Genomic DNA, 21649 nt, shown 5'->3' on the forward strand with positions numbered 1-21649 from the left:
AAAAAGAACCCCCAGCACAAGACTGCCGGGGATAAGAATGAATATATAGCGTTCGAACCAATCATTTATTTGCAATCCAAGCGGGGTGCTGCGCTCATACGAATACAGGCTCCTTCAATTGAGCCAGCTTCTCGAAAGAACCGCGATCAACGTCCGCATGCAAGCTGTTGCCGTGCGCATCCATCGTTACGATCGCTGCGAAGCCTTCGACCTGCAAATGCCACATCGCTTCCGGTATGCCGAATTCCATGAAGTCCACGCCATTTACCTTCTTGATGCACTCCGCATAATATTGCGCCGCACCGCCAATCGCATTCAAATATACCGCGCCGTGTTCGCCGAGCGCAGCCAACGTCTTTGCGCCCATGCCGCCTTTGCCGATGACCGCGCGGATGCCGAACTTCTTGATGATGTCGCCTTGATAAGGCTCCTCCCGGATGCTGGTCGTCGGGCCAGCCGCTTTGACATGCCAGCCTTCCTCATCCTTAAGCATGACCGGACCGCAGTGATATATGACCGCTCCGTTCAAGTCCACCGGAGCATCGTGATCCATTAAGTGCTTGTGCAGCGCGTCGCGTCCGGTATGCATCTCGCCGTTAATAATTACGACGTCACCGACACGGAGCGAACGAATCGCCTCTTCCGTGATTGGCGTCGTCAGCACGATTTGCCGGCTTTCATTGCCTGTGTCAGCTGCCTTGGCTTGTCCGTTCACATCTGCAGCAGCCGGTTCCTGCATTTCTACTTCCGTGCCGCGCTCATACACCCATTCTTGAATCTCGCCGGTCGTGCTGTCGATGAGGACGCCTTGACGGCGGAATGCCCAGCAGTTATATGCTACCGATACGAAGAAGCTGGCCGGCAGCCGGTTCATGACGCCAATCTTGCAGCCCAGCAGCGTTACTTCACCACCGAAGCCCATCGTCCCAATGCCTAGCTGATTCGCTTTATCCATCACATAATCTTCCAAATTCTGCAATTCTGGAATCGGATTCGTATCCTCAACCTTGCGGAACAGTTGCTGCTTCGCCAATTCGTAGCCAGTCGTACGGTCGCCGCCGATGCCGACGCCGACAAACCCGGCGCTGCAGCCTTGGCCTTGCGCTTGATATACCGCATGCATGATGCATTTGCGGATGCCGTCCAAGTCGCGTCCGGCTTTGCCCAGCCCCTCCAGCTCCGCGGGAAGGCTATATTGGATATTTTTATTTTCGCAGCCGCCGCCCTTTAAGACAAGCCGCACCTCAATCATATCTTTGTCCCATTGCTCGAAATGGATGACCGGCGTTCCCGGTCCCAGGTTATCCCCGCTGTTCGACCCCGTAAGCGAATCTACCGAATTCGTGCGCAGCTTGCCCTCCTTCGTCGCGCGGCTAATCGCCTCGCGGATTTGCTCCTTCATCACGAGTTGGTTCGCGCCGACTGGCGTATGCACGATAAAGGTAGGCATGCCCGTATCTTGGCAGATAGGCGACACGTTGTTTTCCGCCATCTTAATGTTGCGCGCAATCGTGCTTAGCGACAGACCCGAACGGGTTGCGGCATCTTCACGCTCCTGCGCCCGTGCAATAGCCCGGCGAACATCCCCTGGCAGGTTCGTCGAAGTCTCTACAATCAGCTCATACACACTCTGTAAAAACGATTTCATAATTAGACGTAGCTCCTCTCATCGCATGTCATGTCCCGGAAAATGATTGATCATGATGCGAAGTCTGGTTGCGGCGGGAACGAAGCAATGCACGTATCATTTATCTATGACGCCAATCACATCTCAATAGTAATATAATAACATAAGAGCACAATTTCTTCGAAGCATTTCCAATCAGAGCGACCTTCGGCCCACTTTGGAGCACGTTATATTAGGTTGTTCAAGCACTTAATGAAAGGATGGAACTCAAATGCATCAATCAGACAACCAATCCGCGCTGCCCCATCACTTTTTTGCCTATATGTACCGGTTGAAGCATATCGAACGGTGGAGCCTGATGCGCAATACGAATAAAGAGAACGTCGCCGAGCATTCCTTTCACGTCGCGATGACGACACATATGCTCTGCACGATAGCCAATGAAGTATTCCATAAAGATATCGATACGGGCAAAGCGGTTACGTATGCGTTGTTCCATGACGCAACAGAAGTGTTCACCGGGGATATTCCAACGCCAGTGAAGCATCATAATGCCCGCATTTTGTCCAACTTCCGCGAGATCGAGCAGCTGGCAGCCGAACGGCTTATCCGCATGATTCCCGAGGAACTGCAATCCGTCTATGCCCCGCTCATCGATCCGAAGTCCGAACCTGATAAGGACGTGCGGTTATATGTCAAAGCGGCCGACTTATTGGATGCTTATTTCAAATGCGGCAGCGAGCTGGCTGCCGGAAACCGCGAATTTGAGGTAGCGAAACGGGAGACGGAAGAAAAGCTGAAGCAATTAGGTCTGTCCGAGGTCGATTACGTGCTGCAGAAGCTTGCCCCAAGCTTCGATATGACACTAGATGAAATGTCTCTTAAGGACTAATTCCGCGCATGCTTACCCGTCTATGGCTGTATCAATTGGGTTTCCCGAATCAATTCTGATAAAATAATGACAGTGCCATTCACAAAGGCAACAGCCATAAGTAAAAGAGTCATCACGAAAAGGAGAGCGATATGCCCATTTTCAACGTCACACTAGTTCACCGCATTTTTCGGGCTGCATGGGTCGCCATCGTTCTTGCAGCCGCCATCGCGCTATTCTATTACGGTTTTCCCATCATTTATCCATTTCTTGTCGCGTGGCTGCTCGCTTACATGATGAACCCGGTCGTCCGCTTTCTGGAGCGGAGCTGGAAGTTCCCGCGTTGGCTCGCCGTCACCGCGTCATTGCTGCTGTTTGCGGCCATCATTGCATGTGCGGTATTTGTGTTCGCTACGAAAATCATCGCGGAATCCTGGCATATTATGGGGATCGTGCAAGAACAAATTGTGGAGTGGAAAGATATGTTGATTGACTATTATCAATCCGCGGAATTTCAAAGCTTATTAATGGAGTTAAATAACACGCTCAGCTCGGTCGATATCCAGTCCTCGCTATCCAAATATACGAGTACGATTGCTGGCGCAGGGACGACGATCGTCACTTACTTATTCATGTTCTTGAAATCCACAATCTTGTTTTTGCCGAAATTCGCCGTTATTACTGTCATCATCATGGTTGCCACGTTCCTTATCAGCAAGCAATGGAACCAGATTGCGGCACGGGGCGCGGCAATCATTCCCGCGCAAGTGCATGCCTCGTTCGGCGTCGTCGTGCGCGATTTGCAGAACGCTATCTTTGGCTACATAAAGGGACATATTATTTTGTCAACCATTACCGCAATCGTGTTCTTTATCGGCCTGCTCATTCTGGGGGTCCAATATGCGTTCACCATTGCCATCATCGGCGGCATCGTCGATCTTATTCCGCTGATCGGCATCCCGGCTATCATCGTTCCTTGGGCGGTATTCGCTTATTTTGAAGGGAATATTTTCTTGGGTACGGGGCTGTTAATATTATGGCCGGTCATTCTCGTCACCCGGCATGCGTTCGAACCGAAAGTATACGGCTCCAGCATCGGATTGAATCCGCTCATGCTGCTCATCTTCCTGTTCGCGGGGCTGAAGCTGTTCGGCGTCATCGGTATATTCGTCGGCATCATCGCGCTCGTCGTCCTGACCGCGCTTCAGAAGGCGAACGTATTTCGTGATGTGTGGCGCTATGTCATGACAGGTAAATTCCAAAGTGAGTAAGTAACAAAAAGAGCTGATTACGCGCACCTGAATGGCGTAAGTTCAGCTCTTCTTTATTTTTATGTTATCTAAAAAACGAAGCCGAGAATGTCCCATACCCAGCGGTTGCTGTCAACCTGTCCCTCGCCGCAATCAATGACGTCCACGTGATGCTCCGCTTTGTCACAGAGCGTATCGATGAGCCGTTCAGGAACGAATGGCACCTTCTTCTTCAATTGCTCCAATAATGGAATGGCCATCGCATGCCCGACAATTTCAGCGGCCAACGAATCCCTGCTAATGTTAAGTGCTCTGCGCTCTCTAAGACAATGTTCCTCCAACACGCGGTCGGCTATCGCTTTCCCGGCTTCCATTAGACTGCCGTAGGATTGCAGCAAATCCATAAGCTCATCATTATTTACGATGCGGACAACCCGAGGCTCAGTCACCAGCAACACATTGCGGTTATTGATGTTGATCGTAACATGAGACATAAGAGCACCATTCCTTTGCATCTTGTGCTTGCGACAGTTCAGTCTTGCATGCCTCCATATCCCCTCGCAACGGTTCAATATACATACTGAATGGCCGCTCACCTGGAAGAAGCGTCTGGCTTGACTGTATAAGTCGAATGAATTTTTTTGTTCAACTTATATAACTTATGTCTTGATTGTACAAGGCTGGCGCTTCCGCAGCCATTCATCTCTCTTACAGTTCCAAGCCGCAAGCTTACACTATCGTAAGTGTTCGTGAGTACGCAGCAAAAATAGTCCTCAAGAGTTTACCTTCGTAATTCTTAAGATTTACTGATACTCTCTCTTAACTTTTCCTTTATCTTGTTGAAGAGTCCGGGAACGGCCGATATACTTGCTTTTTGAAACGAAAAGGAGGAGAACGGATTGAGAAAGAAATGGAAGGTTGCCATACTGCTGCTTACGGTAATCTCTTTGCTGGGAGGCTGCTTTGCCGAGAAGCCGGTGCTCGAAGATCTGGATCCGGAGGGCAAGGTGAAAATGAAAGTGCTCTATTATGACGAGGACAGTTTTTTTAAGGAATATGGCAACCCATTTAATTTGAAGTACCCCAATATTGAGTTGGAGGTTGTGAGCACCGCTCCAATTCGCCGGGAAATGCAGGCGAACGGCACGACCTACGAGGAAGAATATGTAAAATTTACGGAAAAACATAAGCCGGATGTCATTATTACCGACTCCGACAGCTTCGAGAAGCTGGCACAGGAAGGCAAACTGTATAATTTGGAGGCGATTATCGAACAGGAGAAGTTCGATCTTGGCGGATATTTGCCTGGGTTCGTCGATTTGCTGCGGGAACGCGGGGGCGGCTCGCTATATGGCCTGACACCGCACTTTACGACCAAGGTCATCTTCTATAACGCCGATCTGTTCCGGGAGCAGCATATTGAACTGCCGCGCAACAAGATGAGCTGGAAAGAACTGCTCGAATTGTCGAGCCGTTTTGCGGAATCCGGTTCCGAAGACGATCCAATCTACGGTTTGGTTGGTCAATACGGCCGAGCCGACAACATTTTTTTTGATGTGGCCGGCAGCTTGTCGTTGCGGCTGTTTGATGCGAAGGGGGAGAAGATCGCGTTCAATACGGACGGTTGGAAGGAAGCGATGGAGCTGACAGCCAACGCGATTCGCGGCAAAGCGGTTTTTTCGACGCTGTTGGAACCGCGATCCCGCTATGGTGAGGTTGATGTTGAACAGAGCGAGAATTTCTTCAAAGGCAAGGTCGCGATGGTTCTCGGATCGCCCATGTTCTTGCATGGGCTAAGAGAGTATCCGAAATATGATAAGGAAGCAAAGCCAATCGACTGGGGCATCGTGACCGCGCCTGTCGATCCGGCGAATCCGGATGAATCAAATTATGTGTTTCTTAGCAGTCAATTCGCGATCTTGGCCGATTCCCCGAATAAGCGGGCCGCCTGGGAATTCGTGAAGTACGTGAACGGTCCGGACAGGGCGAAGGCCGCTTCCCGTTCCTTGCAGGGCTTGTTCGACGAGCTGCCGACAAGGGGGGAGTACATGAAGGAGCTGGACGGCAAAAGCCTGGAGCCTCTCTTTATGCTGAGACCGAAGGCGTCGAGCGGGAATGTATGGGGCGGACCGAACGTGAAGATCCCGCCGGGATTCTACTGGCCCTTCGCGAACCTGATTAAGCAGGAATTGAGGGAAATGATCGAGAACAATAAACCGGCCGAAGCCGCCGTTGCCAAGATCGAGACCGAAGGCAACGTTATCCTCAAGCAAGAGCGGGAGAGAGAGAAGACCGAGGCAGAGAAGGCGCGGGAGAAGGCGCGGGAGAAGGCGCAGGAGAACGCCGCGAAGAAGTGAAGATGGAGAAGGCTGGATCCGAGGCCGCTGACACAAGTCGGCGGTCTTTTTTTCGGCAGATAGAGACACCCCAAGGGAGCGCTGGAATGAGTGGGATTTCTTAATATTCTTAACATTCACTTATCTATTCGCTTAACTTTTCCTTTATCTGGTTGAAGAGTCCGGGAACGGCCGATATACTTGCTTTTTTAAACGAAAAGGAGGAGAACGGATTGAGAAAGAAATGGAAGGTTGCCATTCTGCTGCTAACGGTAATCTCTTTGCTGGGAGGTTGCTTTGCCGAGAAGCCGGTGCTCGAAGAGCTGGATCCGGAGGGCAAGGTGAAAATTAAAGTAATGTACCACAACGAGGAAAGCTTTTACAGGGATTATGGCAATGGCTTTGATGCGAACTTTAATGACAAATATCCCAACATTGAGTTCGAAGTCATCAGCCTCATTAAAATGTACCGGGATATCGAGAAGAATGGGACGAGCTATGAGGAAGAGTATCTCAAGCTGATTGAGAACAACAAACCGGATATCCTGTTTGCCACCGAAACCGACCTGTTCGAGAAGCTGGCGCAGGAAGGCAAGCTGTACAATCTGGACCCGATCATCACACAGGAGAAATTCGATGTTGACAGTTACATGCCCGGACTTATCGATATGATGCGGGATTATGGGGACGGCTCGCTATACGGCTTGGCTCCGTCCTTTTATACGAGTAACCTTTACTATAACGCCGAGCTGTTCCGGGAATATCAGATTGATCCGCCGCGCAATCAGATGAGCTGGAAAGAGGTGTTGGAGTTATCGAAACGCTTCGCCGGCTTGGGTTCCGAGGATAAGCCCATTTATGGGCTGACGGAGGATTTCGGCCGGGTGGAAGAGCTTCTGTTCGGGATAGCGGCGACCTCGTCGCTGCGCGCGCTCGACGCGAAGGGAGAGAAGCTGGCATTTAACACGGAGGGCTGGAAGGAAGCGATGGAGCTGGTGGCCGATGCGGTTCGCAGCAGAGCGGTATTTGCGCCATTGGAAGAAGACGTGAGATATTTGCAGACTGAGCCGTTCCTCAGGGGCGAAGTCGCGATGGTGTTCGGATCAGGTATGTTCCGGGGTCAACTTTTGCAAGGTCCGATGCAGAATGATGGACAGGAGATGGAGTGGAACATGGTCACTGTTCCCGTCGATCCGGCATCACCGGACGAATCGCCATTCGTGGAATTGAACGGCATCTATGCAATTGCGGCTGATTCCGCGAACAAGCGGGCGGCGTGGGAATTCATGAAGTACGTGAACAGCCCGGAAATAGCGAAGGCCGTGTCCCGCTCTCCGCATGCAGGCCTGCAGACAAGATCCGGCTTCACCAAAGAAATCGCGGGCAAAAGCACGGAAAGCTTCTACCTGCTGCGGCCGAAGGCCGGGGGCGGTTCCATCTGGGGAGGCTCGAACGTGAACCGACCGGATGAGTTCAGATTTGGCTTCCCGAATCTGGTGGAAAAGCAATTGTACGAAATGATCGAGAACGGGAAGGCTGCCGAAGCGGCCGCGGCCGCCATTGAGAACGAGGGCAACGCGCTCCTCGAGCAGGCGCGGGCGGCACAGAAGACGAAGGCGAAGGCCGGCAAGAAGTAGCACACAGAAGCGCGGAGAGCCTGATTACAATGGTAGTCGTCAGTTGGATAAGGGTTCCCGTTGAACACAGAGTCTGCGGCCGCCGACGCAAGTTGTCGGCCGTTGCTTGCAGAGAGTCATTGCAAAGGGGAGTGGCCGATATACTTGCTCTGGAATGAAAGGGAGGAGAAGGAATTGAGACAGAAATGGAAAGCAGCCATTCTGCTGCTGATTGTGATTACTTTGCTCGGGGGCTGCTTTAGCGAGAAGCCCGCGCTTGAAGATCTGGGGCCGGAGGGCAAAGGGAAAATTACAGTGCTCTATTATGACGAGGGCAACTTTTATAGCGATTATGGAAACAACTTCAATGCGAAGTATCCCAATATTGAATTCGAGGTCATCAACACGGGCCAAATATCCGAGTATATGCAAGAAAACGGGACGACCTATGCGGAAGAATATCTCAAATTTGTGGAGAAACATAAGCCGGATATCATTATGACCGGTTCGGACAGCTTCGAGAAGCTGGCGCAGGAAGGCAAGCTGTACAATCTGGATCCGGTGATCGAACAGGAGAAGTTCGATCTTGACGGATATTTGCCCGGGCTCATCGATATGCTTCGGGAACGCGGCGGCGGCTCGCTATACGGCTTGGCTCCGAACTTTAATACCTCGGTCGTCTACTATAACGCCGATCTGTTCCGAGAGTATCATATTGAACCGCCGCGCAATAAGATGAGCTGGGACGAATTGCTCGAATTGTCGAGCCGCTTCGCGGGCATCGGTTCCGGGGACGATCGGATTTATGGTTTCTCAGATGCATACGGCTTTGCCGACGACTTGTTTTTTAAGTTGGCAGGCAGCTCATCGTTACGATTGCTGGACGCGAAGAGGGAGAAGATCATCTTCAATACGGAGAGCTGGAAGGAAGCGATGGAGATGACAGCCAACGCGATTCGTGGCAAAGCGGTCTATACGGCTCCTCTGGAGCCGGTCGCCTCAGGCACGATCATTCATTCGCAGACCGAGCAGTTCTTCCAAGGCAAACTGGCGATGATGATTGGATCGTCCTGGCTCATAGGCGATCTCCGGAATCAATCTAAGGATAAAAATGGAAAAGGAATCAACTGGGGCTTCGTTACGGCGCCCGTCGATCCGGCTGCGCCGGAGGAATCCGCTTTTACGGACGTGTACGATATTTATGCGATCGCGTCCGATTCTCCGAACAAGCGGGCGGCCTGGGAATTCGTGAAGTACATGAACGGTCCGGAAATGGCGAAGGCCAAGTCCCGCTCCTTCCGGGGCGAACTGCCGACAAGGGTAGACTACATGAAAGAGGTGGACGGCAGAAGCATGGAGCCTTTCTATATGCTGCGGCCGCAGGCTTTGAGCGGGTCCCTATGGTGGGGGCTCGAGCGCGAATTCCAGTACGGCTTCCGCATGGAATTCTCGAACCTGCTCCTTAAGGAATTGAAGGAGATGGTCGAGAACGGGAAGTCTGCGAAGGAAGCCGCGGCCGCTATCGAGAGCGAGGGCAACGCGATCCTCAAGCAGGCGCGGGAAGCGGAAAAGGCAGAGAAGGCGAAGACCGGGAAGAAGTAGGAACGATCAAGAACGGAGCGGAACGCTTCCAGGTTTCTTAATAGTTCTTAACATCCCCTATCGATTTAATTAAGATTCCCTTTATTTGGTTGAATGATGGGGGAACCGCCGATATACTTGCTTCTTGTAACGAAAAGGAGGAGAACGGAATGAAAAAGAAATGGAAGGTTTCCATACTGCTGCTTGCTGTGATTTCCTTGTTGGGGGGCTGCTTCGGAGGGAAGCCCGCGCTTGAAGAGCTGGGTCAAGAGGGCAAGGGGAAAATTAAAGTGCTCTATTATGACGAGGGCAGCTTTTATAGCGATTATGGAAACAATTTCAACGTGAAGTTTCCCGATATTGAATTCGAGGTCATCAATACGGATCAAATATACCAAGATATGCAAGAAAACGGAACGACCTATGAGGAAGAATATCTCAAATTTATTGGGAAACACAAGCCGGATGTCATTATGACCGGTTCGGACAGCTTCGAGAAGCTGGCGCAGGAAGGGAAGCTGTACAATCTGGATCCGGTGATCGAACAGGAGAAATTCGATCTTGACGGATATATGCCCGGGCTCATCGATATGCTTCGGGAACGCGGCGGCGGCTCGCTATACGGCTTGGCTCCGTACTTTAATGCCTCGGTCGTCTATTATAACGCCGATCTGTTCCGAGAACATCAGATTGAACCGCCGCGCAATAAGATGAGCTGGGCAGAACTGCTCGAATTGTCGAGCCGATTCTCGGGCCTCGGTTCCGGGGACGATCAGATTTATGGTTTGTCTGATGAACTCGGCCAAGCCGACGGCATGCTTTTTAATGTGGCAAGCAGCTCGTCGTTGCGAATGTTGGACGCGAAGGGGGAGAAGGTCACATTCAATACGGATGGTTGGAAGGATGCGATGGAGCTGACAGCCAACGCGATTCGCGGCAAAGCGGTCTATACGGCTTCTCTGGAGCCGCAAGGCGAAGGTTCGATGTATTTTTTGCAGAGCGAGCAGTTCTTCAAAGGCAAAGTCGCGATGATGTTCGGATCGGCCTGGCTCATGAGCGATCTTCGGAACCGGCCGAAGTATGATAGTGACATCAAAGAAATCAATTGGGAATTCGTTACGGCTCCCGTCGATACGGCTGCGCCGGAGGAATCTTCCTTTACGGTTTTGGACTCCATCTATGCGATCGCGGCCGATTCTCAGAACAAACGGGCGGCCTGGGAATTCGTGAAGTTCGTGAACGGTCCGGAAATGGCGAAGGCCACTTCCCGTTCCTTCCGGGGCCAACTGCCGACAAGGGTTGACTACATGAAAGAGGTGGACGGCAAAAGCATGGAGCCCTTCTATATGCTGCGGCCGAAGGCTTCGGGCGGGTCCATATGGGGCGGCACGAACGTGAACGTCCCGAACGGCTTCCGTATGGCCTTCTCCAACCTGCTCATTAAGGAATTGAAGGCGATGGTCGAGAACGGGAAGTCTGCGGAGGAAGCCGTTGCCGCCATCGAGACCGAAGGCAATGCGGCCCTCCAGCAGGCGCGCGAGGCGGCAAAAGCGAAGCAGCAGGCCGGGAAGAAATAAGCTGCCGATGGGCAGATGGTGAATGACAGAAGAGAGATGGCAAAGTGGCAAAAAAGTGGACGTCCGTCCTGCTGCTTGCGGTGATGGCTATGCGGGGACTGATTCTTGGCGGCACCGTTACGACCGCAGGAATGTATGTCATCGCCATCGTATCTGCTGCAATCAGCGTGTTGCTCCTTAGTGCCAGCCTTGCCGGGAAATCAGAAAGCTGAACGGCACTAGAACGTAAAGAGCCTTGCTCAGGCACATTCACCTGAACAAGGCTCTTATACAATTCGTTGTTATTTCGCAATAAATTGATAGCTGAATACCATCAGTAAAATCATGACAATGAACAGCACGAAAATCAAGAAGCTAAAGCTGCTGATCTTGCCGGCTGCCGCTTGATTCGCCTGTCCGGATTTTACCGCTTGAAGCGCTGCTTTCAACTGCTTGCCCATAATTCCGCTGAACGCCGCAATCGCCAAGAAGATGACTGTCGTCAGCACCATCCATAGCACATTATAGCTTCCCTTGCTCATCAAATAACCGCCGGTAATGAACTGAACGATCAAGAAATATTGCGCGATGCGGTTCGCCGTCACAATTCCGACAAGCAATCCTTCCTGTCCAGGTCCCGATACAGTCTTCATCTTGCCAACGATAAACGGGACGATCGCATAGAAGCCCATAAAGACGGCGCCTAAAATGTGTAATAGGTTAAAGGCACTGTACATAAGTATACATTCCCTCCATAGTCATGTTATGTATCTTATCGTTCTCTATTATACTAAATCCCCCCTCCAAAAACAAAGAAGAGATGCCCGCAAAAATGGCATCTCTTCGAACTTTGCAATGATATATATCACACATTATAAAAAATTATCCAGATACAACTTGAATGACATTGCGAACCGACTCAGCCGATCTATCCAGTGCAGTCTTCTCGTCCGCCGTCAAATCCACTTCAATAACCTTTTCGATTCCGTCTCCGCCGAGCACGGCCAACACGCCCATGAACAGCCGATCATAGCCGTATTCGCCTTCAAGGTATGCAATGACTGGCAGAATGCGCTTCTTATCCTTCAAGATGGCTTCCGCCATCTGCACGAGCGATGCCGCAGGCGCGTAATAGGCGCTGCCATTGCCGAGCAGATTGACGATCTCGCCGCCGCCGACACGCGTGCGCTGCACAATCGCTTCGATGCGCTCTTGCGGAATCAGCTTCTCAATCGGCACGCCGCCGACATTGCTATAGCGAACGAGAGGCACCATATCATCGCCATGACCGCCCAAGACGACTCCGCGCACGTCTTCGACGGATACGTTCAGCTCTTGCGCAATAAACGTGCAGTAACGAGCAGTATCCAGCACCCCGGATTGGCCAATGACGCGGTTTTTAGGGAAACCGAGCGTTTGGAAAGCCGCATACGTCATGGCATCAACTGGGTTGCTCAAAATAATCACATAGGCATTCGGGCAATATTTCTTTACATTCTCGCATACCGACTTCACAATGCCGGCATTGGTGTTCACCAAGTCATCCCGGCTCATGCCCGGCTTGCGCGCAACTCCTGCGGTAATAATGACAATATCGGAATCTTGCGTATCTTCATAGTTAGACGTCCCGGTAATGTGGCTGTCGAAGCCTTGAACCGGACTTGCCTCGAGCATGTCGAGCGCTTTCCCCTTCGTCGGATTCTCCAACTGGGGTATGTCAACTAATACGACATCACCAAGTTCTTTCTGAGCCAGCATTAATGCGGTTGTGGCGCCTGTGAAGCCCGCACCCACGACTGTAATCTTATTGCGTCGAATGGCCATTGTGATTCGACCCCCTAATTCATATGATTTATAATTTGGTCAGCAAATTGAGAGCATTTCACTTCAGTCGCATCTTCCATGAGTCGCGCGAAATCATAAGTTACAGTCTTGTTGTTGATGGCGGTTTCCATTCCTTTGTAAATCAGGTCGGCTGCTTCATTCCAGCCAAGATGTTCAAGCAGCATAACGCCGGACAAAATGACCGAACCCGGGTTAACGACATCCAGGTCGGCATATTTCGGTGCCGTGCCATGCGTCGCTTCGAAAATCGCATGGCCGGTTACGTAGTTGATATTGGCGCCCGGTGCGATACCGATGCCCCCTACTTGGGCAGCCAGCGCATCGGACAAGTAGTCGCCGTTCAAGTTCAGCGTCGCGATGACGTCGAAGTCCTTAGGACGCGTCAATACTTGCTGCAGCGCGATGTCGGCGATTGCATCTTTGATGATGATTTTGCCAGCCGCTTCCGCTTCGGCTTGCGCTTTGTTGGCTGCCTCTACGCCTTCCGCTTCCTTGATGCGGTCATATTGCCCCCAAGTGAACGTTTGCTCAGGGAATTCCTGCTCCGCAACTTCGTAGCCCCAATTTTTGAACGCGCCTTCGGTATACTTCATAATGTTGCCCTTGTGAACGAGCGTCACGCTCTTGCGCTTGTGTTGGATGGCATACTCGATCGCGGCGCGCGCCAAACGCTTGGAACCGTCGGACGACACCGGCTTGATGCCGATACCGGAAGTTTCCGGGAAGCGGATTTTCTTCACGCCCATTTCCTGCTGCAGGAAATCTATGACCTTCTTCACTTCTTCCGATCCGGACGCATATTCGATGCCCGCATAGATATCTTCCGTATTCTCGCGGAAAATGACCATATCAACCAGCTCCGGGCGCTTAACCGGCGAAGGCACGCCGTCGAAATAACGAACCGGACGCAAGCATACGTACAAATCAAGCTCTTGACGCAATGCGACGTTAAGCGAACGGATGCCGCCGCCTATCGGCGTAGTCAATGGACCTTTAATTGCAACAATATATTCGCGAATCGCCTCTAACGTATCATTAGGCAGCCATTCACCGTATTCATTGAACGCCTTCTCGCCGGCAAACACTTCATACCACGCGAGCTTGCGCTCACCTTTATACGCTTTTTCCACCGCCGCATCCAGGACGCGTTTGGAAGCGCGCCAGATGTCTCTTCCTGTTCCATCCCCTTCAATGAACGGGATAATGGGATGGTTGGGAACTTGAAGCTTGTCTCCCTGAATCGTAATTTTTTCGCCCTCGGTCGGCAATGCGAATTTCTCCAATTGAAGCATGGACGTTCCTCCTTAAATTGCGTGTTCAAAAAGTGAACTCGATGTTGAATTTGCTTGCGGTCACATTACGTGATCAAAAGGGCACTTTTTGAACATCCTCTTAAAGTTAATTCCCATAAGCCTAATATCAATAGACATGACGGGAGCTACAATTCTTATTGTAGCAACCCGCCTTTTCCAAAGACAACCTATTATCGCAATTGTTCATCTCATTCAAGGCTAAACAACCGCTTAACGCTCCTGAATCGGAATGAACAATTGGCTCGACGGCCCAGTATATTCGGCGCGCGGACGAATAATGCGGTTGTTCTCATACTGTTCCAATATGTGCGCCGTCCAGCCCGACACGCGGCTAATGGCAAAGATTGGCGTAAACAGATCGCGCGGAATACCCAACATGGTATATACCGACGCAGAGTAGAAATCTACGTTCGGCTTCAATCCTTTCTGTCCTGTTACCAATTCTTCAATGCGGGTGGACATTTCGTACAGTTCGAGGTTCCCCTTCATATTGCCGAGTTCGCGTGACATCTTCTGCAGGTGCTTCGCGCGCGGATCGCCATTCTTGTATACACGGTGTCCAAACCCCATAATTTTCTCTTTGTTGTCGAGCTTTTGCTGGATGTAGTCATCGACCCGGTTCAATGAGCCTATCTCTTCGAGCATGCGCATAACCGCCTCATTGGCTCCCCCATGCAGCGGCCCCTTGAGTGCGCCGACAGCCGATACGACGCCCGAATAAATGTCGGACAGCGTAGCCACCGTCACCCGCGCGGCGAATGTCGAAGCGTTCAGCTCATGATCGGCATGAAGCACAAGCGCTTTGTCCATGGCTACAACAGCGTTATTTTCCGGTTCCTCGCCGCTCAGCATGTACAAAAAATTGGAGGCGATGGAATATCCCGCCTTCGGTGAAATAGGCTCCTTCCCTTCACGGATACGCGCGAAGGCAGCGATGATTGTAGGGAGTTGAGCTTGCAACTTGATAGCTTTATCCACATTCGCTTCACGGCTCATGTCATTCGCCGTGCCGTCGTACAAAGCCAATGCGGAAATCGCAGAACGGAGAACAGCCATCGTATTGGCGTTCGATGGATACAACTTCATTTGTTCAATCACGGCAGAAGGTATCGCGGCAAATTCATCAATCCGCTCGCGCAACTCCGATAATTCGTCTTGATTCGGCAAATTTCCAAACCACAATAAATACACAACTTCTTCAAACGTTGCGTACTCGGCTAAATCGTCGATATTATAACCGCGATAGGTCAATACGCCATCGATAATCGAACTAATGGAAGAAGTCGTTGCAACTATGCCTTCCAAACCTTTCGTCGCTGTCATCTGTCCTCTCTCCTTTGCATATCTAACCTATAACATCCCAACTTTCTCTTTTCTCTGTCTTCACCTGGTGTATATTGTCTGCGCTGTAAATCGGCAGCTTATTCTTCCTCGATCATAAAGGATATTGTCGGAATTGTGAACGGTTTCAGTGCAAAATTTGGATAGAAATGCTTTATCACTGTCATAAAAAATACTGGTCAGTAATTAAATCGAGATACATAAACTGCATAATATGGATAATATAAAGATTTTATTTATTCATTACACTTCAGATATGCAGTATATCGCAAGTGTTAACATCCTCTATTAATACTTCTTTCTATATCTTGGTTATTACCGATAAATAAAAGACTAATTCTTAATTTAATCTACTATGAACTTTTAATAAAAAATCAAAATAGATCATATGTAATGTCTCTCCGCCATAAGAAATGTTACAAACATCAGTTCCCCCCTCTTCATAATCGTTCGTCCTATCTCCACGTATGAAGAGAGATCTCAGTCATCTCCCCAATTTTTATAATCTCGTAAGTGCTTATTTAAAAAGATCAGACCCATTGGCAAGAACACTATGGGTATCAAAAGCATAAAGTAAGCTTTTTTGATAAGAAAAAAAATAGCAGCACAAATGACTAATACAATAAACAATATGTCTGAAATTATTCTTCTTTTAATAACCTGTTTCTTCATGCTGCCCCTCCTTTTACACCTTATTACGGTTCCACGATAGCAATAATCACCTAAAAAGTGAACGAATAATATTTTTTCAAAATGCTATTCTCCCTTCTATGATGCTAGTACACAGAGTATCCTCATTATTTTTAGAGTGGAAAAAAGAACAGTTTTTGTGACATTGCGCATAGCTATATATAAAGGGGTCGTCCAGACGCGCGAAGAGTCATAACAGAATAACCCGCAATCCGTTGCAGTTGCTTACGCATAAGGAGGTGGCTCGTGGATCAATTAATAATTAAACGAATATGGCGCGGCGGTTGGGTGCTGCTTGCCACGGCAGCCGTGTTGTTCGCAAGCTGGATGCTGGTTCCTTTGATTTATCCGTTTCTGATCGCATGGGCGATTGCGCTTGCGCTCAATCCCGTCGTGCAATGGATGTCTCTGCAGCTCAAGTTTCCCAGGTGGCTCAGCGTCACTGTATCATTAATGATATTCATTATGGCAATGCTGACGGTGGCGGCCGCGGTCATTACCCGAATCGTGAAGGAAATATACAATTTGTCAATGACATTGGAGTACTTTCTAAATGTATGGCGGGATTTATTCCTGCAGTTGGTTGAAAATGAGAACGTGCAGAAGTTCATTCACTCCATCAGCTCGCTCTATAAAGACAATCCGAATATACAAGGTTCGATTAACAACAATCTATCCAGCACCGCGCAGACGATTACGGCAGCGATCACGAATCTCATCACACTGTTCCTCGACGGCATCGTCCGCTTGTTGTCCAGCTTGCCGAACGTGGCGACCATCTCCATGGTCATTCTGCTCGCGGCCTTTTTTATCGGCAAAGATTGGACGAGGTGGACACTGACGTTCACCCGGATAGTGCCGGAACGGGTCCGCAGGCCGACCCGCAACGTGTGGCAGGATTTGAAGCACGCGCTGTTCGGGTATTTGCGCGCGCAGTTCCTCCTTATCTCCATTACGGCCGTGGTCGTCATTATCGGGCTGCTCGTGCTGCATGTCGAATATGCGGTCACGATTGGGCTGCTCATCGGGCTGGTCGATTTTCTTCCGTATTTGGGAGTCGGCGCGGTCATGGTTCCGTGGATTATTTACAGCTTTGCGGCAGGGAGCTCATCGCTTGGCATCGGTCTGGCCGTGTTGTATTCCATCGTGCTGGTCGCAAGGCAAATCATGGAGCCCAAGGTGCTCGCATCAAGCGTAGGCTTGGATCCCCTGATTACGCTTGTGGCCATGTTCGCAGGGTTGAAATTGTTCGGGGTGATGGGGCTTATCATTGGTCCAGTTACGCTGGTGCTGATATCCGCAATGAACCGCGCATACGTGTTTCGAGATTTACGCAATTACATATTGACCGGCAGACGCTGAATGCTGAACGTGTGGCTGCCCGATCCGAAAAACGCCGCTGCAGGCGACTCCAACGGCGTTTGGGCTGTTATTGCTGCTTCCAGTAGAAAAACGGCCACCCGCTCGATAATCGTCTGCTCCGTCGCAGTCAACGCATACGCGGACCACATCGATTCAGGCTTCTTCGCGCGGGATGGAGCCTGGAGAAGCTGAGCCAGCTTGCGCGCCACATCCGGATCCATCAGGACGACATCAGCGCCGAGCTCCGTGACGGCCCGCTCCGCTTCCTTGCCGTTTCCGCATGTCCCGATAACGTCGATATCGGGGTGCATGCGGACGATAAGCTTCAAGCTCTCCCGAATAAAAGCATCGTCATCTGCTATCAACACTGAAATCATTGCGAGCATCCTTTCTCCGCAGCTTCTATCTGCTCTCCATTTATGGCGCATGGCGCAGCCGCACATCAGCGTGACGAAGAGCGGCTGGCGTTCTTCGCCGCCGGAATGGCGGTGCGCACCGTGAAACGCGGCTCGGCTGTCCATTCCACGCGCCCGCCGATCATCTTCGTCCGCTCCTCCATTCCTCTCAGTCCGATGCCCCGTTGCAACGGTAGATCCGGCTTGGAGCCGTTGCTGCTCACTTCAAGCACGACTTCCTCCGGGTCGTAAGAAACATGAATATCGACTGCCGTCGCCCCTCCGTGCCGAAGCGCATTCGTAATCGATTCCTGCGCATTTTGATAGATGACGACTTCGATACCAACTTTGTCCTTGTGGTTCCAACCTGCATGATAGGCGGTTGTTACTAGCCGGTTGAATTCATGAACGACAGCATGCAAAAGATTTCGTACTTCGTGCCTCAGCGGTGGGTGCTGGATGCGATGGAACAGTTGGCTGCAGGCGGTTCTTGGTCAGCTATCGCGCTGCAAGTCATAGTGCTGCTCCTGTTCGGCGTCGTCCTGCTTGGCATTGGCTCCACTGTGCTTCAACCGGCCAAACGGGAAGCGTTATAATAAATTTATGGAATCCTCCTCCTTTCAATCCGCTGCCATGCGGCAGGAAGGAGGTTTTTTCATGTGCTTCCCCCGGATCCGCTGATCAACATCGGAATCACAAGCCTGTAAGCCGTCAGAGCGGCCAAATTTAAAATTTACTGTATATTTTCCATTTGGCTCGCCTTCTTAAATGTTTCATAATCCATTTCAAAACCTTTGTTCCAACTGATTAAATCGCATTCATGCCCTTTTGAACAAAAATTTGTAATACCAGTTGCAATATTTGTCGAAGGAGTTCACAATTAGACATGAAGATTTTGGGTTATAAATGGAGAATCAACCCATTTCTCGCATGAATCCGTTAGGAGGTCATATTGCATGTCGGCTGATGTTACTTACTCGGGAGGGGTTTGGAAGTCGTATTACGGCCCCAATCTGGGTTACATTCAAGAGCAGTATGAGCGCTATGCGGTGGATCCCTCTTCCGTAGACGCCCATTATCGCGACCTATTCGCTCGTTACGGTGCTCCGCCCGGCACGAGCGGCACTGCTGCCGGAACGGCAACGACGGTGGAACCTAGCTTGATTACGGATGTACAACGGCTCCAGCAAGCGGTATCCGCTGTACGAATGGCGGAGGGCATTCGCGCCTATGGACATCTGGCTGCGAATCTTGATCCGCTCGGAGTGAATGCGCAGCCTGACACCCGCCGGTTTGAACCGGAGAAGTTCGGATTAACTGCGGACGATTTGCGTTCCTTGCCGGCCTCCCTCGTCTGGGAAGAAGCGCCGGATGAAATAGAAAGTGCATGGGACGCAGTGCAGCGCTTGCGCGAGCTGTACACCCAATCGATCGCTTTTGAATTCAGCCATGTTCACGATCTGGGCGAGCGGCTGTGGCTCAGACAAAAGGTCAGCTCCGGCCTCGTTCCACCGCCGATGACCGACGAAGCGCGAATCGCTCTATTGAAGCGGCTGATTGAAGTAGAGCAGTTCGAGACCTTTCTCCACCGCACCTTTGTAGGCCAGAAGCGATTCTCCATCGAAGGCACGGACGTCCTCGTTCCGATGCTGGATGAGATCGTGCAAGTATTTGCGCGTGGAGGCGCAGCACATATTTTGATGGGCATGGCTCATCGCGGGCGCTTGAACGTGCTTGCCCATGTACTGGGCAAGCCGTATGGCAGCATTTTTTCGGAGTTCCACCATTCGCCGAACAAAGACCTCTTCCCTTCGGAAGGGTCGATGGGGATTAACTACGGCTGGACGGGGGACGTCAAATATCACCTTGGCGCCGATCGCGCGCTGGAGGACGGCGATCGCATCCGAACCACGATTACGCTCGCGAACAATCCGAGCCATCTGGAATTCGTGAATCCGGTCGTCGAAGGCTTTACACGCGCCGCACAGGACAACCGCAGCCAGCCGGGCTATCCGGAACAGGATACGGGCCGGGCAGCGGCCGTGCTGATACATGGAGATGCCGCCTTCCCGGGTGAAGGCATCGTGTCGGAGACGCTCAACTTCAATAAGCTTAGAGGATACCAAAACGGAGGAACGGTCCATATCATCGTGAACAACCGGATCGGATTCACGACGGACAGTCACGATTCCCGTTCAACGCTCTATGCGAGCGATCTGGCCAAAGGCTTTGAAATTCCGATCGTGCACGTGAATGCGGACGATCCTGAGGCGTGCCTTGCGGCGATCCGCATGGCAGCCGAATATCGGGAGCAGTTCAAGAAGGATTTCCTAATCGACCTGATCGGCTATCGCCGGCACGGGCACAACGAGATGGACGATCCATCCGCGACCCAGTCGCTCGTATATGAGAAAGTATCCAAACATCCGACCGTGGCGACGCTGTATGCCGAGACATTGCAGCGGGAAGGCGTGTTGGACGACAGCCGCATCGAAGCGATGAAGCGGGAAGTCGACGAGACGCTTCAGCAAGCTTATGACCGTATGAAAGCACTGACCGATCGGCCGTATCATTACCATTCCGATTCGTTCCCGCGTTCCGATGCGGCGCCTTCCAATGAGACGTCCGTGCCATTGAAAAGGCTGCAGGATGTCAATCGGCAGCTGCTGGAGGTTCCGGAAGGCTTCCACGTCTATCCGAAGCTGGAACGAATTCTGCAGCGCCGGGTCGATGCGCTGAATGACGATGGAACGGTTGATTGGGCTTTGGCGGAAGCGCTCGCCTTCGCCACCATACTGGAAGACGGCCAGCCTATCCGACTGAGCGGCCAGGACTCGGAGCGCGGAACGTTCGCGCATCGCCACCTCGTGCTGCATGATTACAAGACCGGGAACACGTTCTGTCCGCTGCACCGCTTGCCGCAAGCGAAGGCGTCGTTCGGTGTGTATAACAGCCCGCTCTCGGAAGCGTCCGTGCTTGGCTTCGAATATGGATACAATGTATTCGCTCCGGAGACGCTCGTTCTCTGGGAAGCGCAGTTCGGAGATTTCGCCAATTGTGCACAAGTTATTTTTGACCAATTCATCTCTGCGGGCTTAGCCAAGTGGCATCAATATTCCAATCTCGTCATGCTGCTGCCGCACGGTTACGAAGGTCAAGGGCCTGAACATTCAAGCGCCCGGCTGGAGCGTTACTTGCAGTCTTGCGCAGAGCGGAATTGGACGGTCGCGAATTTGAGCAGCGCCGCCCAATACTTCCATCTGCTCCGGCGCCAGGCGGCGATCGGCAGAACGACAGAAGCGCGGCCGTTAGTGCTCATGACGCCGAAGAGCTTGCTGCGCAATCCGCGCAGCGCGGCTCCGGCCTCATCCCTGGCGGAAGGCAGCTTCCGCCCTATACTGGAAGAGCCTCTGCTTGGCGGCAAGCCGAAGAAGACGAAACGCCTAATTCTGTGCAGCGGCAAAGTCACGCTCGACTTGCAGGCTGGAATCGAAGCAGAACCGGAACGCAGCTGGGATTGGCTGCACATCGTCCGCATCGAGCAGTTGTATCCATTCCCGGACGAGGACATCGCTGCCATCCTGCAGCGCCTTCCTGCCTTGAAGGAGATCGTCTGGGTTCAGGAAGAGCCGAAAAACATGGGTGCTTGGACATACATGGAGCCGCGGCTCCGCGAGTTGACCTCAGGAAATATACCGGTCCGTTATATCGGCCGCGCCGAGCGTTCGAGCACGGCAAGCGGATATGCGGACGTGCACAACATTGAACAGCGCAATCTGATTGCGAATGCATTGAAACTTATCGATACCCTATAAGAGGTTGTTCAAAATTCCAATGACCGTTTTGAACACGTACTATAATGCTGG

General features: G+C 51.4%; 19 protein-coding genes. 10 read left to right on the plus strand and 9 right to left on the minus strand.

From position 1 onward, the window contains the following. Positions 1–94: 94 nt before the first annotated feature. The gene (locus JSQ80_RS03300) at positions 95–1648 is read right to left on the minus strand and encodes a fumarate hydratase (protein ID WP_206094330.1); all 1554 of its coding nucleotides are present in this window, start codon (positions 1646–1648) and stop codon (positions 95–97) included. A gap of 250 nt (positions 1649–1898) precedes the next feature. Here JSQ80_RS03300 and yfbR point away from each other — a divergent pair, with 250 nt between their 5' ends. Beyond that, positions 1899–2519, plus strand: coding sequence for a 5'-deoxynucleotidase (yfbR, locus tag JSQ80_RS03305; RefSeq protein WP_206094331.1), 621 nt, complete (start codon positions 1899–1901; stop codon positions 2517–2519). A 131-nt stretch (positions 2520–2650) separates the two neighbouring features. Beyond that, a complete protein-coding gene (gene ytvI, locus JSQ80_RS03310) occupies positions 2651–3769 on the plus strand; it encodes a sporulation integral membrane protein YtvI (protein WP_087435185.1) in 1119 nt (372 codons plus the stop codon). 68 nt (positions 3770–3837) lie between these two features. On the opposite strand, the gene JSQ80_RS03315 is transcribed toward ytvI (JSQ80_RS03310), so the two are convergent. Continuing rightward, on the minus strand, positions 3838–4242 hold the full coding sequence (locus JSQ80_RS03315) for a hypothetical protein (protein ID WP_206094332.1): 405 nt from the start codon (positions 4240–4242) through the stop codon (positions 3838–3840). A 405-nt stretch (positions 4243–4647) separates the two neighbouring features. Here JSQ80_RS03315 and JSQ80_RS03320 point away from each other — a divergent pair, with 405 nt between their 5' ends. The 5 genes from JSQ80_RS03320 (at position 4648) to JSQ80_RS03340 (ending at position 11070) form a co-directional block, all read left to right on the plus strand. Beyond that, the gene (locus JSQ80_RS03320) at positions 4648–6105 is read left to right on the plus strand and encodes an ABC transporter substrate-binding protein (RefSeq protein ID WP_206094333.1); all 1458 of its coding nucleotides are present in this window, start codon (positions 4648–4650) and stop codon (positions 6103–6105) included. Positions 6106–6317: 212 nt separating this feature from the next. Then, complete coding sequence (locus tag JSQ80_RS03325; RefSeq protein ID WP_206094334.1) at positions 6318–7721, plus strand: ABC transporter substrate-binding protein; 1404 nt, start codon at positions 6318–6320, stop codon at positions 7719–7721. A gap of 174 nt (positions 7722–7895) precedes the next feature. Further along, positions 7896–9302 carry an ABC transporter substrate-binding protein gene (locus JSQ80_RS03330; RefSeq protein ID WP_206094335.1) on the plus strand — a complete coding sequence of 469 codons (1407 nt, stop codon included), beginning with the start codon at positions 7896–7898 and terminating at the stop codon, positions 9300–9302. A 149-nt stretch (positions 9303–9451) separates the two neighbouring features. Beyond that, complete coding sequence (locus JSQ80_RS03335; RefSeq protein ID WP_206094336.1) at positions 9452–10858, plus strand: ABC transporter substrate-binding protein; 1407 nt, start codon at positions 9452–9454, stop codon at positions 10856–10858. Positions 10859–10902: 44 nt separating this feature from the next. Further along, positions 10903–11070 carry a hypothetical protein gene (locus JSQ80_RS03340; protein ID WP_206094337.1) on the plus strand — a complete coding sequence of 56 codons (168 nt, stop codon included), beginning with the start codon at positions 10903–10905 and terminating at the stop codon, positions 11068–11070. Positions 11071–11139: 69 nt separating this feature from the next. Here JSQ80_RS03340 and JSQ80_RS03345 read toward each other — a convergent pair whose 3' ends face one another. From JSQ80_RS03345 to JSQ80_RS03365, 5 genes are all read right to left on the minus strand, one after another. Further along, on the minus strand, positions 11140–11574 hold the full coding sequence (locus tag JSQ80_RS03345; protein WP_206094338.1) for a hypothetical protein: 435 nt from the start codon (positions 11572–11574) through the stop codon (positions 11140–11142). A gap of 145 nt (positions 11575–11719) precedes the next feature. After that, positions 11720–12661, minus strand: coding sequence for a malate dehydrogenase (gene mdh / locus JSQ80_RS03350; protein WP_206094339.1), 942 nt, complete (start codon positions 12659–12661; stop codon positions 11720–11722). 14 nt (positions 12662–12675) lie between these two features. Next, entirely contained in the window at positions 12676–13974 is a 1299-nt protein-coding gene (icd, locus tag JSQ80_RS03355) for an NADP-dependent isocitrate dehydrogenase (protein ID WP_087435193.1), read from the minus strand. A 231-nt stretch (positions 13975–14205) separates the two neighbouring features. Continuing rightward, on the minus strand, positions 14206–15318 hold the full coding sequence (gene citZ, locus JSQ80_RS03360; RefSeq protein ID WP_206094340.1) for a citrate synthase: 1113 nt from the start codon (positions 15316–15318) through the stop codon (positions 14206–14208). Between the two features lie 498 nt (positions 15319–15816). After that, positions 15817–16008 carry a hypothetical protein gene (locus JSQ80_RS03365; protein WP_087435195.1) on the minus strand — a complete coding sequence of 64 codons (192 nt, stop codon included), beginning with the start codon at positions 16006–16008 and terminating at the stop codon, positions 15817–15819. A gap of 264 nt (positions 16009–16272) precedes the next feature. Here JSQ80_RS03365 and ytvI (JSQ80_RS03370) point away from each other — a divergent pair, with 264 nt between their 5' ends. Continuing rightward, positions 16273–17388, plus strand: a complete 1116-nt coding sequence (gene ytvI / locus JSQ80_RS03370) for a sporulation integral membrane protein YtvI (protein ID WP_206094341.1) — start codon at positions 16273–16275, stop codon at positions 17386–17388. On the opposite strand, the gene JSQ80_RS03375 is transcribed toward ytvI (JSQ80_RS03370), so the two are convergent. Together JSQ80_RS03375 and JSQ80_RS03380 are read right to left on the minus strand one after the other, a co-directional pair. Then, the gene (locus JSQ80_RS03375; protein ID WP_206094342.1) at positions 17364–17909 is read right to left on the minus strand and encodes a response regulator transcription factor; all 546 of its coding nucleotides are present in this window, start codon (positions 17907–17909) and stop codon (positions 17364–17366) included. The genes ytvI (JSQ80_RS03370) and JSQ80_RS03375 overlap by 25 nt on opposite strands. After that, on the minus strand, positions 17831–18205 hold the full coding sequence (locus JSQ80_RS03380) for a sensor histidine kinase (protein WP_206094343.1): 375 nt from the start codon (positions 18203–18205) through the stop codon (positions 17831–17833). Before JSQ80_RS03380 ends, JSQ80_RS03375 begins: the two co-directional genes overlap by 79 nt. On the opposite strand from JSQ80_RS03380, the gene JSQ80_RS03385 reads away from it, so the two are divergent. Both JSQ80_RS03385 and JSQ80_RS03390 read left to right on the plus strand, forming a co-directional pair. Further along, positions 18188–18379, plus strand: coding sequence for a hypothetical protein (locus tag JSQ80_RS03385; RefSeq protein ID WP_206094344.1), 192 nt, complete (start codon positions 18188–18190; stop codon positions 18377–18379). The two genes, JSQ80_RS03380 and JSQ80_RS03385, sit on opposite strands and share 18 nt — an antisense overlap. 360 nt (positions 18380–18739) lie before the next feature. Next, positions 18740–21598, plus strand: coding sequence for a 2-oxoglutarate dehydrogenase E1 component (locus JSQ80_RS03390; RefSeq protein ID WP_206094345.1), 2859 nt, complete (start codon positions 18740–18742; stop codon positions 21596–21598). Positions 21599–21649 lie beyond the last annotated feature (51 nt).

The sequence above is a fragment of the Paenibacillus apiarius genome (assembly GCF_017052585.1).
In the GTDB taxonomy this organism is placed as follows: Bacteria; Bacillota; Bacilli; order Paenibacillales; family Paenibacillaceae; genus Paenibacillus_B; species Paenibacillus_B apiarius.